13 protein-coding genes are annotated in these 16,089 nt (G+C 58.7%); 7 read left to right on the forward strand and 6 right to left on the reverse strand.

Annotated features, from left to right (window positions below; all coding sequences use genetic code 11):
• Positions 1–299: 299 nt before the first annotated feature.
• Positions 300–2,069 carry a proline--tRNA ligase gene (locus HMPREF3155_RS10095; protein ID WP_061923149.1) on the reverse strand — a complete coding sequence of 590 codons (1,770 nt, stop codon included), beginning with the start codon at positions 2,067–2,069 and terminating at the stop codon, positions 300–302.
• Between the two features lie 31 nt (positions 2,070–2,100).
• Here HMPREF3155_RS10095 and yaaA point away from each other — a divergent pair, with 31 nt between their 5' ends.
• On the forward strand, positions 2,101–2,841 hold the full coding sequence (yaaA, locus tag HMPREF3155_RS10100; protein ID WP_070433238.1) for a peroxide stress protein YaaA: 741 nt from the start codon (positions 2,101–2,103) through the stop codon (positions 2,839–2,841).
• Positions 2,842–2,858: 17 nt separating this feature from the next.
• Here yaaA and HMPREF3155_RS10105 read toward each other — a convergent pair whose 3' ends face one another.
• A complete protein-coding gene (locus tag HMPREF3155_RS10105) occupies positions 2,859–4,166 on the reverse strand; it encodes a DUF4921 family protein (RefSeq protein ID WP_179294359.1) in 1,308 nt (435 codons plus the stop codon).
• Positions 4,167–4,222: 56 nt separating this feature from the next.
• On the opposite strand from HMPREF3155_RS10105, the gene HMPREF3155_RS10110 reads away from it, so the two are divergent.
• Both HMPREF3155_RS10110 and HMPREF3155_RS10115 read left to right on the forward strand, forming a co-directional pair.
• The gene (locus HMPREF3155_RS10110; protein ID WP_070433308.1) at positions 4,223–5,038 is read left to right on the forward strand and encodes a PhzF family phenazine biosynthesis protein; all 816 of its coding nucleotides are present in this window, start codon (positions 4,223–4,225) and stop codon (positions 5,036–5,038) included.
• Positions 5,039–5,040: 2 nt separating this feature from the next.
• Entirely contained in the window at positions 5,041–6,375 is a 1,335-nt protein-coding gene (locus tag HMPREF3155_RS10115) for a protein adenylyltransferase SelO family protein (protein ID WP_070433239.1), read from the forward strand.
• 9 nt (positions 6,376–6,384) lie between these two features.
• Here HMPREF3155_RS10115 and mqo read toward each other — a convergent pair whose 3' ends face one another.
• The gene (mqo, locus tag HMPREF3155_RS10120) at positions 6,385–7,887 is read right to left on the reverse strand and encodes a malate dehydrogenase (quinone) (protein WP_061923161.1); all 1,503 of its coding nucleotides are present in this window, start codon (positions 7,885–7,887) and stop codon (positions 6,385–6,387) included.
• Between the two features lie 317 nt (positions 7,888–8,204).
• Here mqo and HMPREF3155_RS10125 point away from each other — a divergent pair, with 317 nt between their 5' ends.
• The 4 genes from HMPREF3155_RS10125 to HMPREF3155_RS10140 all read left to right on the forward strand — a co-directional run bounded on the left by HMPREF3155_RS10125 (position 8,205) and on the right by HMPREF3155_RS10140 (position 11,792).
• On the forward strand, positions 8,205–9,239 hold the full coding sequence (locus HMPREF3155_RS10125) for an alpha/beta hydrolase (RefSeq protein WP_070433240.1): 1,035 nt from the start codon (positions 8,205–8,207) through the stop codon (positions 9,237–9,239).
• Between the two features lie 56 nt (positions 9,240–9,295).
• Positions 9,296–10,708, forward strand: a complete 1,413-nt coding sequence (gene mtr, locus HMPREF3155_RS10130) for a mycothione reductase (RefSeq protein WP_070433241.1) — start codon at positions 9,296–9,298, stop codon at positions 10,706–10,708.
• A 319-nt stretch (positions 10,709–11,027) separates the two neighbouring features.
• On the forward strand, positions 11,028–11,402 hold the full coding sequence (locus tag HMPREF3155_RS10135) for a hypothetical protein (RefSeq protein ID WP_070433242.1): 375 nt from the start codon (positions 11,028–11,030) through the stop codon (positions 11,400–11,402).
• A 33-nt stretch (positions 11,403–11,435) separates the two neighbouring features.
• A complete protein-coding gene (locus HMPREF3155_RS10140) occupies positions 11,436–11,792 on the forward strand; it encodes a hypothetical protein (protein WP_070433243.1) in 357 nt (118 codons plus the stop codon).
• Between the two features lie 172 nt (positions 11,793–11,964).
• Here the strand turns inward: HMPREF3155_RS10140 and map are convergent, their stop codons facing one another.
• The 3 genes from map to ispG form a co-directional block, all read right to left on the reverse strand.
• Complete coding sequence (gene map, locus HMPREF3155_RS10145) at positions 11,965–12,834, reverse strand: type I methionyl aminopeptidase (protein WP_070433244.1); 870 nt, start codon at positions 12,832–12,834, stop codon at positions 11,965–11,967.
• A 79-nt stretch (positions 12,835–12,913) separates the two neighbouring features.
• The gene (locus HMPREF3155_RS10150; RefSeq protein WP_070433245.1) at positions 12,914–14,770 is read right to left on the reverse strand and encodes a penicillin-binding transpeptidase domain-containing protein; all 1,857 of its coding nucleotides are present in this window, start codon (positions 14,768–14,770) and stop codon (positions 12,914–12,916) included.
• 102 nt (positions 14,771–14,872) lie between these two features.
• Entirely contained in the window at positions 14,873–16,036 is a 1,164-nt protein-coding gene (gene ispG, locus HMPREF3155_RS10155; RefSeq protein WP_070433246.1) for a flavodoxin-dependent (E)-4-hydroxy-3-methylbut-2-enyl-diphosphate synthase, read from the reverse strand.
• Between the last annotated feature and the right edge of the window lie 53 nt (positions 16,037–16,089).

Below are 16,089 nucleotides of genomic sequence, written 5' to 3' on the forward strand. Positions count from 1 at the left end.
CTAAAACACGGCAAACAGCTGCCCTATTTACACAGAGCGGTACTCACCCTCTAGCGGCTCACCTCAACCCCGCGCACCGCACCCCACAAAGCGCACCGCACCCCACAAACCGCACCACCCCACACGGAAACGCCCCGCGAACCCGCGCGGCCGGAGTGACCCCAACTGCCAGGTACTTATATATGCAAATAAGGCCCCCAAATCACAAGATTGGAAGCCTTATTTACATACAGCGGTACCTGCGCCTTAACAGCGCGCTCTTAACAGCACGCGCCAACAGCGCACTCTAACGGCACGCCTCAACCGCGCACGAGCTCCAAGAGCTTGTCCACGATCTGCTCAGCTGGCACCTCAAGCGTTTCGCCACCACGGATGCGCAGCTCGATGATGCCATCGGCAAACGAGCGGCCAAGGATGGCGATGAACGGCATACCCAGCAGCTCAGCGTCCTTGAACTTCACGCCCGGAGATACCTTCGGACGGTCGTCAAAGAGAACCTCGATGCCAGCAGCATCTAGGTCCTCGACCAGCTTCTGCCCTGCCTCAAGCGCAGCGGCGTCCTTGTTCGCCACAGCCACGTGCACCTGGAAAGGAGCAACTTCAACCGGCCAACGCAGGCCCTTCTCGTCGGCCATCTGCTCGGCCAACACAGCCATCATGCGGGAGATACCGATGCCGTAGGAGCCCATGGTCGGAACCGCACGCTTGCCGTTCTCATCCAGGATCTGAACATCGAATGCCTCGGTGTACTTGCGGCCCAACTGGAAGATGTGGCCCAGCTCGATACCGCGCTCCAGGGTCAGGGTGCCCATGCCGTTCGGTGCCGGATCGCCTTCCTTGACCTCGGCGGCCTCGATGAACTCGTCAACCTCGAAGTCGCGGCCAGCAATACAGCCCACCACATGGTGATTAGCCTCATCAGCACCAGTGATCCAGGAAGAGCCCTTCACCACGCGCGGATCCGCATAAACCTTCACGTCGTTTGCGTTGAGCGCACGCGGGCCCACGTAGCCGCGAACCAGGAATGGGTTCTTCTTGAAGTCTTCGTCACCAGCCAGCTCATACTCGGCAGGCTCAAGGGAGGCCTCAAGGCGCTTTTCGTCTAGCTCGCGGTCGCCCGGAATCAGAACAGCAGCTAGCTGCCATTCCTTTTCTTCCTCACTTGCCGCAGGCTGTGCCACCTTGATAACCATGCACTTCAGGGTGTCAGCGGCTTCCACCGCACGGCCTTCAACCTCGATGCCTTCAGAGTTAGCCCACTGCACCAAAGAGTCAATGGTCGCAGCATCAGGCGTCTGGTAAACCTTCGCCTCTGCCTGGCCTTCAATTGCCTTTTCTTCCGGCACAGGGGTAACCACGGCCTCAACGTTAGCCGCGTACTCGCCCTCCGTGGCGCGTACGAAGGTGTCCTCACCTGCCGGAGAGACAGCCAGAAATTCCTCGGACGCGGAACCTCCCATGGCACCAGAGGTTGCCTTACAGATGGCGTAATCAATCTTCAGACGGTTGAAGATGTTCTGGTAAGCCTTGCGGTGGCGCTGGTAGGACTCGTCCAGGCCCTCGTCGCTCATGTCGAAGGAGTAGGAATCCTTCATCACAAACTCGCGGCCGCGGAGGATGCCCGCACGCGGACGCTCCTCATCGCGGTACTTGGTCTGGATTTGGTACAGGGTAACCGGGAAGTCCTTATAAGAGGAGTACATGTCTTTTACCGCCGAGGCGAACATCTCCTCGTGCGTCGGGCCGAGCAGCATGTCTGCGCCCTTGCGGTCCTTCAGGCGGAAGAGGTTATCGCCGTACTCGGTCCAGCGCTGGGTCTGCTCATACGGCTCACGCGGCAAAAGGGCCGGGAAGAGCATCTCCTGGCCGCCGATTGCGTTCATCTCCTCGCGCACGATGTCTTCAATCTTGGACAGGGTGCGCAGGCCGAGTGGCAGCCAGGTGTAAACGCCCGGCGCGGCGCGGCGGACGTAGCCTGCACGAACGAGGAGCTTGTGGCTGGTTACTTCGGCATCTGCCGGATCTTCGCGCAAGGTGCGAAGGAAGAGATTCGAAAGGCGAGTAATCATGCCTAGCACTCTACCCCGCTAGTATTTAGCTATGCTCATTCTCCTCCCTCCTTCTGAGACGAAAGCCCCCGGCGGCACCGGTGCCCCGCTCGACTTCGGAGCATTGTCCTTCCCCTCGCTGAACCCGGCGCGCCAGGAGATCGCGCAGGCGCTTGCCTCTCTCGAGGTGGATGAGGCGATGATTCAGCTAAAGCTCTCGGAAAAGCTCCGCGGGGAGGCCGAGGCCAACCAGGTAATTTATAGCTCTCCTACCCTGCCTGCCATCGAACGGTATACGGGTGTGCTTTATGACGCGCTGGATGCCGCCACGCTTTCCGACGCCGCTCGTTCCCACCTAGCCATCGGCTCCGCCTTGTTCGGCATCGTCCGCGCCGATGATCTGATTCCGCATTATCGTCTCTCCGGCGGAACGAAGCTGAGTGGAAACACTATGAAGTCTTGGTGGGGTAAGGCGATCACTGAGGCCTTGGAGGAAGTCGCGGCCCATGAGCTGGTGGTCGATATGCGCTCTGGCACCTACCAGCAGCTGGGCAAGCTCAAGACGGCGGCCACGGTTCGCGTGGAATCGGTTCAGCCTGATGGCTCGCGCAAGGTCATCTCTCACTTCAACAAGCACTACAAGGGCCTACTCGCCCGCCACGTGCTCAGCCAGCCGGTGCTTCCAACCACCTTCGAGGAGTTTTCCGCAGCCGCCGCAAGCTTCCCCGAGTGGGAGACGGAAATCCGCGGCAGCGAGCGCGCCCCAGAATTGGTGCTCGTGCTTGACTCCTAGGACCGAACACCGGCAAATTAGCTGTTATAGCGCAGGCTATTGCGCTCTAGGCTGCATTCGGTGGCAATCGCAATCCCGGAGGCAAGCTTGCCTCGCTCGCGCAGGCGGTACAGCGAATCAACGATGCGGTCGCGCAATCCCCACGGCGAGATGGTGTTGATATAAATCTTGGTCCCGCCCTCAAAGCCGGCCAGCGTGGACACGCGCAGTTTGATCATCACTCGCCACGGCTGCGCGAGGTCGACCGATGGCGCCTTGTGGTGCCATTCCTCATTACAGGCCACATCGGGGCCAACTGCCGCATGGGCCGCGTGGATAAGGTCAGACATTCCGCGGATTTCCCCAGGCGTTTGCTTCCACGGCTCGCAGTGCTCGGACTTGGAGAAGATCTCCAGTGTGGGATAGCGATGGCCAAAACCGGCAAAGAGTACCGCATAATCGTTTTCTGCAATCACCAGGTTGTGCTGCGCCGCGTAGCCTACGGCCCAGTCGTTGTACATGTTGGGGTGTGCACGCAGGATGTCGTTTTCATGCGCGGCCGACATGCTGAGGTCATCTATGGCCACCAGCTGCTTGTGCAGATGGTCAAAGGAAGCCCCGGCGGGCGCCAGCCAGTTCTGGAAGGCCACCACATAGTCGGCGTAGCGGTTGCGCTCATAAAGGTCACGCATGGAGTCTGCGGTAAACGAAGTAAAGAGGAAATGCTCGTCGGGGCTGAGCGTGCCAGACGAGGCCAACTGCGAATCATCGGTAGCACCGTCCACAAAGTGGCGCGCGCCAATGATGACATCGTGACCGCCACCGAAAAAGCAGCCGGCGTGTGTAAGCAGTTCCTGCTCCCCTAGGTCCGCATCTCGACCGGCCGCCCTGAGCTTCGTCCGCACGATGTTTAGAACGTGCTCGCGGCCTACAGGATTCGCAATGTAGCCCTCCATCCTCTCTTTAGTCTCCGCGTCCATCTCATACTCGTAGTTGGCCTTCCAGTAGTCGAAGGAGACGATCTCAAAGAGGTTCGGTACGCGCCTAAAAGCAGGCTGGGTTGCATCCAACGAATCTGGCGCAACCCCACGCACTATCTCGCCAGAGGCTAAGATGCGTGATTTCTCAGGCGGGGTTTCCAGCTTGCGCGAAGAACAAAAAGCACAGGTGTTTCGCGCGGCATCGGCAGCCAGCGGTTGGGAGCTAGAGGCGGTATGCGCAAACGGACGATTCCCGCGGCCTGGAACGGTCCATACCTCGGTTCCGGAGAAGGGATTGACCTGTTTGACGGTGCCATCCGCCATTACTTGAATTGGCTCGATGCGGCTAAAAAGTGCTTCGCTCATGTTCCATAGGATAGACCGCGGCATGGCGGCTTGCGCGGGCTCGTAAGCTGGTGGCCATGCACCTTGATTACTTCGAAGTCGATGTCTTCGCCACCACGGCCTTTAGCGGCAATCCACTAGCTGTCATCGCCGGGGCGGATGAGCTTTCGACCGAGCAGATGCAGCGCATTGCTAACTGGATCAACTTCTCGGAGACGACGTTCCTGTTGCGCCCTACGACCGCAGACGCTGACTACCGGGTGCGTATCTTCACGCCGCACGAAGAATTCGCTTTCGCAGGTCACCCCACGTTGGGCACAGCACGGGTGTTCTGCGAGCTCACTGGACATACAGGCGACCTCGTTCAGGAATGCGGCGTTGGGCTGGTAGACATCAAGGAAGAAAGGGAAGTCTTTTCCTTTGCCACCCCCGCGCTTTACAAATCTGGGCCATTGAGCGCGGCCGAGCTGAGCGAGTCCGCCGCAGCACTCGGCATCGATGAGGCCGAAATCTACGACGCCGCATGGGCTGACAACGGCCCCGGCTGGCGCCTGGTGCAGCTTCGCGACGCCGCCGCGGTCCGCACACTGCAGCCCAACAACGCGCGCGACATCAAGGTCGGTGTCGTGGGACTTGAGTCCCCTCAACAAGCAGGTCAACCGCTCTACGAGATACGGGCATTTACCCCTAGTTTCGAAGACCCAGTCACAGGATCTCTCAACGGCGCGGCAGCCCAATTCATGCGCGAGCGGGGCCTGGTACCGGCTAGTTACACCGCACGGCAGGGCAGCCAGCTTGGCAGGAACGGCTTGGTGCATATTACTGACGACGGCGCTAATGTCTGGGTCGGTGGAAACGTCCACGTACGAGTTCGCGGAAGCTTGGAGGTTTAGGCATGTCACTTCCCTTCGAACTGCACCACACCTTTGCTAAGCACCTTCCCGGCATGGCGCGGGAAAGCCGCGGCGAGCAGCAACCTGCGCCCCGCCTGCTCATCTTGAACGAGGATCTAGCTACTGAGCTGGGCCTCGACCCAGAGTGGCTGCGCAGCCCCGCTGGAATCGATTTCCTTTGCGGGCGCAGCGAGGATAGCCCGGCACACGCGATGGCCTATGCCGGTTACCAATTCGGCCAATTCAATCCGCGCATGGGCGACGGCCGCGCCTTACTACTGGGTGAAATCGAGACTCCGGAAGGCCTGCGCGATCTCCATGCGAAGGGAACCGGCCCTACCCCGTACTCGCGCCCTGGGGCTGACGGGCGCGGAACAGTCCGTTCTATGTTGCGCGAGTACCTGTTCTCGGAGGCGATGCACGCGCTGGGCATTCCGACGACGCGCTCGCTAGCGGTCCTTTCTACTGGCCGGCGCATCCAGCGCCAGGTGGAGGAGGAAGCCGGCATCTTGGTGCGAGTAGCTGCCAGCCACATCCGCATCGGTTCTTTCCACTACGCGGCGCAAACAGGCCAGCTACAGCAGCTGGCGGATTTCACGATCGCCCGGCATTACCCTGGCGCGAGCTACAAGGAGCTGTTTACCCGCGCCCTCGACGCCCAGATTGCTACGGTCGTAGCCTGGCAGCACGTAGGTTTCATCCATGGCGTGATGAACACGGACAACACCACCCTGTCTGGCGAGACCATCGACTACGGACCGTGCGCCTTCATGGAGACCTACGATCCTGATACTTGCTTTAGCTCCATCGATACCCGCGGTCGTTACCGCTTTGGACACCAGCCCGACTTCCTGGGCTGGAACTTCGCGCGTCTGGCGGAGAGCATGTTGCCGCTTTTCGACGCCTCCCCCAACGAGGCCATCAACTTCGCCCAAGAAACCATCAACAGCTACCACGAGCGCTTCGCTTCTCAACTTGAGCGCGACTTCGTCAAGCGCTTTGGCATCGGCACCGATGCTGAAGTCAGCGCTAGCAAGCACGCTAATCTCCGCAGTGAGTACTTCACCGAGCTGGTAGAAAAGCAGCCGGACTTCACGCTGGCCAACCTAGAGCTGTGGGAGAAGCTGCACGGTACGCAGCCGACGAATCCGCCCGGCGGCCAGAAGAACAGTACTGTTCCGCGGATCATCCCGCGCCCGCACAACGTGGAGGAAGCGCTGCTCGACATTGACGCCTTCCAAGAATTCTTGGACGCCATTACTCGCCCGTTTGCGCCCAACGCCAAATACGAAACGCCCGGCAACCCTGAGGGCTACCGGACGTACTGCGGAACTTAGGCGAAGTTTTTACTTCTCGTCGAGCTTGAGGGTCTTCTGAGTGTAGTCCCACATCTCGTCGTAGAGCTTCTTATCCTTGGCCAACTTGATGCCGTAGGAAGGAATCATCTCCTGGATCTTGTCGCCCCACTGGATCATGTTCTCGCCGAAGCAACGCTCAAGCAGCTCGATCATGACGGCCGGGGTAATAGAAGCGCCCGGGGAAGCGCCGAGTAGGCCGGCGATGTTGCCCTCTGGGTTGTTAACGAGGGTGGTGCCGAACTCGAGGGAGCCGAAGTGCGGTGCAGCGGCCGGCTTGATGACCTGAACGCGCTGGCCGGCGATGACGGTCTCCCAGTCTGCTGGGTCTGCGGAAGGAACGTATTCCTTCAGCGCCTCGACGCGCTTGTCGAAGTCCTTGAGAACCTCGGAAACCAGGTACTTGGTCAGGCCGAACTCCTGCACGGCAACGCCGAGGTAGGAAGGAATGTTGTCCGGGCGGATGGACTTGAAGAGGTCGAGGTAGGAGCCCTTCTTCAGGAACTTCGGAGACCAGCCACCGTATGGGCCGAACAGCAGGCCCTCTTCGCCGTCGATGACGCGGGTGTCAAGGTGCGGAACAGACATCGGAGGAGCGCCGACGGCAGCCTTGCCGTACACCTTCGCGTGGTGCTGCTTGACCAGCTCAGGGTTCTTGGAACGCAGCCACAGGCCGGAAACTGGGAAGCCAGCAAAGCCGGAGACCTCGCGGACGCCTGCTTTGCGCAGCAGATTGAGTGCGTATCCGCCAGCACCAACGAAGACGAACTTCGCGCGGACCACGGAGTAGTCACCGGTGTGCAGGTTCTTGGCGTAAACCTTCCAGGTGGAGCCGTCGCGCTTGATGTCAACGACCTCGTGGCCGTAACGGATCTCGGTGCCGGAAGCCTTTGCAGCGGTAAAGAACTGCTTGGTCAGTGCACCGAAGTTTACGTCGGTGCCTGCCTCGGTCCAAGAAATTGCAACCTTCTTGGAGTTGAAGTCGCGGCCTTCGGACATCAGCGGCAGCTTCTCCTGGAATACTGCGTCGTCGTCGGAGAACTGCATGTTCGGGAACATGTGGTTGTCCTTGAGGGCCTCGAAGCGGCGCTTCAGGTAATCAACCTGGATGGAGCCCTGTGCGAAGGACACGTGTGGGACCGGGTTGATGAATGCCTTCGGGTCGGTCAGGATGCCGTTGTTGAGCTGGTGAGACCAGAACTGGCGAGAAACCTGGAACTTCTCATTAATGCCCAGAGCCTTAGAAATGTCGATGCGACCGTTCTTTTCTGGGGTGTAGTTCAGCTCGCACAGCGCAGAGTGGCCGGTACCAGCGTTGTTCCATGGGGAGGAGGACTCCAGAGCAGGTCCATCGAGGCGCTCGAAGACCATCTGGGTCCAGCTTGGCTCCAGCTCGCGGAGCATAGCGCCCAGGGTGGCGCTCATGATACCGGCGCCTACGAGGGCTACATCTACCTCATCTACAACTTGTGCTGTCTTCTTGTCGGAGGACACCTTGCTATTACCTCTTCAGATTGAAAGTTATTGCTCCTGGACAAAGCTCTCGCTGGTGAACAAGAGCCTTTAGTGTCTTACGTTCTCGCCCACCTTTTACATTCCACTATCAGGAGAACAAAGCCCGCGGCGGCTTTGGTCACGCAAAGGCCAGGCAACTGCCCTAATCCTTTGTCGCTGACAACGGCACATAACAAGGGACGCGTCACGCATTACCAAACCACCATACGCCCTGAATGTAGAAATTGGGATTCTTCAACCGGGAAAATGTCCGTTTTTCACAGTCCGTATCACCCCACTTTGCCTAGACTGTACATATGACTGAGTCAACTCTGCAATGGAAACAAGACATTTTGGGCACGGGTTTCCAAGCCGCGGCCTTGCCCCTAGGCGCCGACCCCGACGGCGAAGGCGAAGTCGAGGCCACCTTGATTCGCTATACAGGCACCGCGAACGACGCCGACGAAGCCACGTACCGACAAGACGCCGAGCACACCGGGTTAGATAACCGGATCGCCGTCGTGTGGGTTCACGGCATGACCGACTACTTCTTCCAGGCGCACGTGGCAAAGCACTTCCACGAGAAGGGTTACGCGTTCTACGCCCTCGATCTTCGCAAGTGCGGCCGCTCCCGGAAGCCGAACCAGAAGTGGCATTACACCACGGACATGCACCACTACTTTATGGACTTAAACGCGGCACTCGACGCCCTCCCACAGGACAAGGTCGTGTTCCTGGGCCACTCCACCGCGGGTTGCATCCTTCCGCTGTGGCTTGACCAGTTGCGCCGTCGCGACGAGCAGCGCCACAACCGCATTGCAGGGCTTATCCTCAATAGCCCATGGCTTGACATGATGGGTGTGCCGAAGCCGGCTTACACGGCGCTCAAACCAGCCATCTTCGCTTTAGGCAAGCTCGCCCCCACTCTCCCGCTTTACGGCGGCAATCTCACAGCATTCGGTGATTCCATCCATTCCAGCCGCTATGGCGAGTGGAACTATGACCTTGAGAAGAAGCCCCTGGCGGGCCATAAGAAATATATGGGATGGATCCGCGCGGTGTTTAAGGCATTCGACGCCATCCACTCCGGCCGCATCGATGTCGGTGTGCCAATCCTGACACTGACGTCCACCAAGTCGAATTTCACCGCACCGTATTCGGAGGAAATCAACTACGTGGACGCGGTAATTGATGTCAAGCAAACGCAGCGCTGGGCCAAGGAACTGGGCACGCACTACACGTTGCACCCGATTGAGGGCGCGCGCCATGACGTGTTCTTGTCTCGGGAGCCGATCCGCAACGAGGCCTTCCACGTAGTCGATGAATGGTTGCCGGGCATACTTGAGCCCTAGCTAAAACAAACTGAATAAACGCACCCTAAAACGTTTCCTAAATAATAAGGAGAAAAATGGCTTCGCAAGATTCCACTTTCCCGGACGCTGAACACTTCGATCTGATCATTATCGGTACCGGTTCCGGTAACTCGATCCCTTCGGAGGATTTCGAGGATAAGAAGATCGCAATCGTCGAGGAAGGAACCTTTGGCGGCACTTGTTTGAACGTGGGTTGCATTCCGACGAAGATGTACGTCTACGCAGCCGACTTGGCGCACGCAGCGAAAGAGGGAAAGCGCCTGGGAATTGATGCGCAGGTAAATAATGTGGACTGGGAATCCATTATTGAGCGCGTCTTCGTCAACCGCATCGACAAGATTGCCGAGGGCGGCGAGGCTTACCGGCGCGGCGATGAGACTCCGAATATTACGGTCTTTGACAAGCACGCCACGTTCGTGGGCCCCAAGGCAATTGCGGTGGGCGATGAAGTCATTACTGGCGAGCAAATTGTCATTGCGGCGGGCTCTCGCCCATCTATTCCTGCGGTATACAAGGATTCCGGCGTGAAGTTCTATACGAACGAAAACATCATGCGCATGCCTAAGCAGCCGGAGAGCCTGATTATCGTGGGCGGCGGCTACATTGCCATGGAGTTTGCGCACGTCTTCGATGGTCTTGGCACGAAGGTCACGGTGGTCAACCGTTCCGAGAAGCTCCTGCGCCACTTGGACCACGACATTGTGGAGCGCTTCAACAAGCTCGCCCGTGAGCGCTTCGATGTCCGCATCGCGAATGCCCAGAGACTGGAGGAGACTGCGGAAGGTGTAGCGCTGACGTTGGAGGATGGTTCCACAGTTGAGGCCGAGGCAATCTTGGTGGCAACGGGCCGCAAACCAAACGGCGACTTGATGGACTTGGACAAGGCAGGCATTGAGGTCCGTGAGGATGGACGCATCAAGGTCGACGAGTTTGGCCGCACCTCCGTGGAGGGCGTTTGGGCGCTTGGCGACGTCTCGTCTCCCTACATGCTCAAGCACGTTGCGAATGCAGAGATGCGCGCGGTGCAGCACAACCTCCTTCACCCTGAGGAGCTTCAGGCTATGCCGCATGAGCACGTCCCGGCGGCTGTTTTCACCCATCCGCAGATCGCCAGCGTTGGTCTAACGGAGGAAGCAGCCCTCGAACAGGGGTACAACATTACCGTTAAGGTTCAGAACTACGGTGATGTTGCCTATGGATGGGCCATGGAAGACAATTCAGGAATTTGTAAGCTAATCGCTTGCAAAGAAACGGGCCGCCTACTAGGCGCACACCTAATGGGACCCCAAGCATCGACTCTTATCCAGCAACTCATCACCGCCATGGTTTACGACGTTGACATGCGCACATTTGCTCGGAAGCAATACTGGATCCATCCAGCTCTGCCGGAGCTCGTGGAAAACGCAGTCCTTGGATTAAACTGGCAAACGACTGTGTTACGTGACTAACATCACAATTACCCCCCACAGGAAACCTCAGTAGAAGAGTTTGCCCACTTGAGCGCGGGGACCATCCCGAAATCCATCGTTGCAAATCCGACCGGTTTCGAGGGCAGCCCCGAAAAATTTCTAAATCAAATTACAAACGTGACGTGCAATTTAAGTACATATGGGCTACCTTGATTGAGGACACCGGCTCGAGCCGATATTAAACCGGCGACCGCGTGTTTCTGGAAATCCTCTGAAAGCAATTTCGGGAGTAGTTTCCACAAAACACTTAGGTTTTCCATCGAAAGCCTTGCAAGTACGACATTTAAGGATTTTTGATATGCGTATCCGCAATGCAGCCCTCGCCGGCGCAACCGCAATCGCTGTAGCATTCGGCGGCACCACCGTTGCTTCCGCTGCTGAGACCGCTGACGGTTCCTCCTACGACGGAATCTTCGCTGGTTCTTCCAACGACCTGGCAAACTCCGAAGGCGAGACCAAGGGCGAAGGCTCCCTGTCTTCCAAGATCGATCTCGAGAACGATCAGGCCACCAATGGCCGCGACATCTTTGGTTCCTCCAAGGACTTCTCCGCAGTTCCGGCATGGGCTAAGGCTCTCTACGCTGCAACCATCGTTGGCGGCATCGGCGCTCTCGTTGGCGGCGTCATCGGCCCTGTTTACAACTTCATCGTTCACGGCCCGTTCGCTCGCTAATCAGCACTATCAAGAATTCCGAAAGGCAAAATAATGCGTAACTTCCGTACCGCTGCTGTTGCACTCGCAACTGCTACCACCGTCGCTTTCGGCGGCGTTTCCGCTGCGTCCGCAGCAGAGCCTGACACCCAGTCCCAGACCTCCTCTTTCTCTGGTTCCTCCAAGCTCGGTGACTGGCTGAAGGCTGATGAAGAGGTTGTCGGCACCGATCTTCTTGGCAAGGAGACCAATGACGAGAACAACGACGCACCCTGGTCCCTCGTTTGGCGCGATGGCACCATCGCTGCTGGCATCGTTGCTGCTATCGGTGGCCTGATCGCTGCTTACAACCAGGCTGTCTACACCGGCATTCTGCCGCAGCACATCCTGGACCCAATCTTCCGCCGCTAATTCACGGTAGAAGGTTCTAGGACTTTCAAAGCGCTGGCGCTCCTCCCCTTTTGGGGACGGAGCGCTTTTCGCGTATCTGGGCCCAGTATTGAGACGGGTCAGATAGAAAAAGTGGCGCCTTCCAAGATGGAGGGCGCCACTATATTGTGTTGGCTTAGGTTTCTAGCTTCGGTTAGTCCTCGTCTGGCAGCGTGAGGATTTCGGCGCCGTCGTTGGTGATGACGAGGGTGTGCTCGAACTGTGCGGTGAACTTGCCGTCAACGTTCTGCACGGTCCAGTCATTGTCCCAGATTTCGTAATCAAGGGAACCGAGGTTGATCATCGGCTCGATGGTAAGGGTCATGCCTGGCTCGAGGATGTCACGGTACGTGGTGGAATCGTAGTGCAGAACCACGAGGCCGTTGTGGAAGGTAGGGCCAACGCCGTGGCCGGTGAAGTCACGGACAACGTTGTAGCCAAAGCGGTTGGCGTAAGACTCGATAACGCGGCCGATGACGTTAACCTCACGGCCTGGCTTTGCCGCCTTAATGCCGCGCATCATTGCCTCGTGGGTGCGTTCAACAAGGAGCTTGTGCTCCTCAGAAACGTTTCCAGCGAGGAAGGTAGCGTTGGTATCGCCGTGGACACCATTCTTGAATGCGGTGACGTCGATGTTGACGATGTCGCCATCCTCAATCACGGTGCTATCCGGGATCCCGTGGCAGATGATCTCGTTCAGCGAGATGCAGCAAGACTTCGGGAAGCCCATGTACCCCAGCGTCGAAGGGTATGCACCGTGATCCAGCATGTACTCATGCGCGATGCGGTCCAGCTCATCAGTCGTAACGCCAGGAGCGACAGCCTTGCCGGCCTCCTGCAGGGCGTTAGCGGCAATCTTGGATGCCTCGCGCATGGCCTCAATGGTCTCAGGGGTCTGAACGAAAGGCTCACCCATCGCTTCCTGGACGGTTTCCTTCCAGACGTATTCCGGGCGCTCAATGGAATCCGGAACGGTACGGATCGGGGTGGGCTTCTGAGGGGTCAATTTTGCGCGATTACTCATGTTTGACCATGTTAGTCCTGTTCCCCACCCCGCGGCTAACCAGGTTAAGTGCTGCGGCTAGAGCTGGGTTTTGTGCGTTCTATTCGCCTTCTTGTGGCGCGGGCGCCGAACCGTTGCCCTCGGCGCGGTAAGCGTCGAGCTTCTGCAGGAAGTTGTCGGTGATGTTGACCGAGGTATCGGAACCACCGCCCAAGACAACGAGCGTGGCGAAGGCGATGTCATCTTCGCGGTAGCCCGTGAACCAGGCGTGTGAGCCATCATTGATCTCAGCCTCACCGGTCTTGCCGTAAATGGTGCCGCCGGCCTGCATACCCGATGCAGTACCGCCGGTAACCACCGCTCGCATCATGTCGCGGACGTTTTCCAGCACGTGCGGATCAGGTGCCGGGGCGTCCTCAGACGCCTTCGTTTTGTGATTCGACAGCAGAGTCGGCATCGGCGTCTTGCCGGCCGCCACCGTTGCAGAAACCAAAGCCATGCCGAACGGGCTAGCCAAGTCCGCGCCCTGGCCATATCCTGCTTCGGTGCGCTCCAACGGAGTCTTGCCCTCTGGAATGGAGCCCGTGATAGTGGTCAGCCCCGGGATGTCGTAATCAATGCCCAGGCCGAACTCCTTGCCTGTCTTCGCCAGCTCGCCTTCCTTCAAGTTGGTCGAGACCTCAGCGAAGGTGGTGTTACAAGACTGTGCAAAAGCCTGGCGCATCGGCACGCTGCCCAGCGAAAAGCCGTTGTAGTTGGTGACGGTGCGGCCAAACAGATCCATCGTGCCCGGGCACGGGACGATGGTATCCGCCGTAGCGCCCTGCTTATCCACCGCGGCCGAGGCCGTGATGATCTTGAACACCGAACCCGGCGGGAACTGACCCTGCAGCGCGATATCGCCCTTCTTATCTGCCTGTTCAGTCTGCGCAACGGCAAGGATCTCACCATTGGAGGGGCGGATGGCAACGAGCATCGCCTCGGAGTCAGCGCGCATGTTCACCGCTTCCTGGGCCGCGCGCTGCACATTGTAGTCCAAGCCAACGCGAATGGAGGGAGATTCCTCGGGTTGATGCAGCTCGACGTCGCTAAGCGCGGCACCGTTTTCATTGACCACCGAAATAGACCAACCAGAATTGCCCTCGACCTCATCCGAAACAATCGAGCGCACGCGCGCCAGGATATCCGGGGCCAGGCCCGTCTCCCTCGTCACCATCGCAGGCTCCTCGTTCAAACGCACGCCTTCGATGTGCTCCAACTGCGGGCGCACCTGCTCCGCCTGGGCCTCATTGAGCATCGTCACCGAGTAGCTATTGCCCTCAGAGCCCTCCAGCTCCTTAGCTAACTCCCCCGCGTCCTTCTCCGGCACGGAATCGTCCTGGGCATGCGCCTGGTTCAACGCGCTTGAAATCTTGGCAGCCAGCGGGCGCATATCCCCCGCCTTTTCCTTGTCCACCACCACGCGGTACTGCAGGCCCGGCGATAGTAGCTCCACGCCGTCGGAGGAAACCACGCTCGCACGCTTGGCGTCAATGGCGCGCAACTCCAAGTGCTGATGCGCTCCCAAGTTCGGGTGAACCAGGCTCGGCTGCCAGCGCACCTGCCAGTCCTTGTCCTTCTTGGTCAAGGTCATCTCGGTGTCGTAGCTCAAGGTGCGGTCCTTGGGCAGATCCCACGTCACCTTGTACTTGGCCGTGGCGTGCGAGTCATCCTGGGTTACATCACCAAGCTCAATATCAAGACCTTCTGCCTGCAGGCCCGAGTAGGTGGCATCCAGCGTAGACGTGGTGGCGTCCGGATTATCCACCAGCGTTGCCAGCTCATCGTTGTTGCGGGCTTCCATGTCCGCGATGAATTTTTCCGCAATAGGCTCCGCCGAAACAGGTTTCGGCGTGCACGCCACCAGCGAGCTAGCCCCAAACGAAGCCGCACATAGCAGCGCCACCATCTTTCTCATGTTTCGGCATACTAGCAGCCGAAAGGGACAAAAAGTCCGCCCCACACCGAAGCGGGAAGCGGACAATTTTTATCGTGTTTTGTGCTGAGTTTTCTGTGGGGTCTAGCGGGTTACGCGGACCTCAGCCTTGGCACCCTCGACGGCCTCCAAGCCTTCCTCGTCAGCAATGCGCATTGCTTCCTCGATGAGGGTTTCCACAATCTGGGACTCAGGGACAGTCTTGATGACCTCGCCCTTGACAAAGATCTGGCCCTTGCCGTTGCCGGAAGCAACACCCAAGTCAGCATCGCGCGCCTCACCTGGGCCGTTAACAACACAACCCATAACAGCCACACGCAGCGGGAACTCCATGCCCTCGAGACCGGCGGTAACTTCCTCGGCGAGCTTATAAACGTCCACCTGGGCACGGCCACAGGACGGGCAGGAGACGATCTCCAGCTTGCGTGGACGCAGGTTTAACGACTGCAGAATCTGGTCACCAACCTTGATTTCCTCAACCGGATCGGCAGAAAGCGAAACGCGGATGGTATCGCCAATGCCCTCAGAAAGCAGGGCGCCGAAAGCCACGGAGGACTTGATGGTGCCCATGAACTTCGGGCCCGCCTCAGTAACGCCGAGGTGCAGCGGGTAATCGGTCTTCGCAGCCAGCTGGCGATAAGCCTCAACCATCAGGACTGGGTCAGAGTGCTTCACGGAAATTGCGATGTCGCCGAAGCCGTGCTCCTCAAAGAGGCCAGCCTCCCAGATAGCGGACTCGACGAGGGCCTCCGGGGTGGCCTTGCCGTACTTTTCGAGCAGGCGCTTATCCAGGGAACCGCCGTTGACGCCGATGCGGATCGGGATGCCAGCGTCACCGGCTGCCTTTGCAACTTCCTTGACACGGCCGTCGAACTCCTTGATGTTACCCGGGTTCACGCGGATAGCCGCGCAGCCGGCATCGATGGCCTGGAAGATGTACTTCGGCTGGAAGTGGATATCCGCGATGACCGGGATCGGCGACTTCTTCGCAATCGCAGGCAGCGCCTCGGCGTCGACTGGCTTCGGGCAAGCAACGCGCACGATGTCACAACCGGTGGCGGTCAGCTGCGCAATCTGCTGCAGCGTGGCGTTAACGTCGTGGGTCTTGGTGGTGGTCATGGACTGCACCGAAATCGGGTGCTCGGAACCAACGCCAACAGGGCCTACAAAAAGCTGACGCGTTTTGCGTCGTGGAGCCAAGGTAGGAGGTGGGCCGTCTGGGATACCAAGACCGATTGGGGTCGACATGAATGCTCCTTAACCAAGCATGGAATTTAAATGGGGATTTAACGTCACCACTT

Source organism: Corynebacterium sp. HMSC06D04 (assembly GCF_001807315.1).
Lineage (GTDB): Bacteria > Actinomycetota > Actinomycetes > Mycobacteriales > Mycobacteriaceae > Corynebacterium > Corynebacterium simulans.

Coding starts and splice junctions, on each gene's coding strand:
- HMPREF3155_RS10095 (WP_061923149.1), bottom strand. CDS start 2,069: ATGATTACTCGCCTTTCGAATCTCTTCCTTCGCACCTTGCGCGAAGAT.
- HMPREF3155_RS10150 (WP_070433245.1), bottom strand. CDS start 14,770: ATGAGAAAGATGGTGGCGCTGCTATGTGCGGCTTCGTTTGGGGCTAGC.
- HMPREF3155_RS10110 (WP_070433308.1), top strand. CDS start 4,223: ATGCACCTTGATTACTTCGAAGTCGATGTCTTCGCCACCACGGCCTTT.
- HMPREF3155_RS10125 (WP_070433240.1), top strand. CDS start 8,205: ATGACTGAGTCAACTCTGCAATGGAAACAAGACATTTTGGGCACGGGT.
- HMPREF3155_RS10105 (WP_179294359.1), bottom strand. CDS start 4,166: ATGAGCGAAGCACTTTTTAGCCGCATCGAGCCAATTCAAGTAATGGCG.
- ispG (WP_070433246.1), bottom strand. CDS start 16,036: ATGTCGACCCCAATCGGTCTTGGTATCCCAGACGGCCCACCTCCTACC.
- HMPREF3155_RS10115 (WP_070433239.1), top strand. CDS start 5,041: ATGTCACTTCCCTTCGAACTGCACCACACCTTTGCTAAGCACCTTCCC.
- mtr (WP_070433241.1), top strand. CDS start 9,296: ATGGCTTCGCAAGATTCCACTTTCCCGGACGCTGAACACTTCGATCTG.
- yaaA (WP_070433238.1), top strand. CDS start 2,101: ATGCTCATTCTCCTCCCTCCTTCTGAGACGAAAGCCCCCGGCGGCACC.
- map (WP_070433244.1), bottom strand. CDS start 12,834: ATGAGTAATCGCGCAAAATTGACCCCTCAGAAGCCCACCCCGATCCGT.
- HMPREF3155_RS10135 (WP_070433242.1), top strand. CDS start 11,028: ATGCGTATCCGCAATGCAGCCCTCGCCGGCGCAACCGCAATCGCTGTA.
- HMPREF3155_RS10140 (WP_070433243.1), top strand. CDS start 11,436: ATGCGTAACTTCCGTACCGCTGCTGTTGCACTCGCAACTGCTACCACC.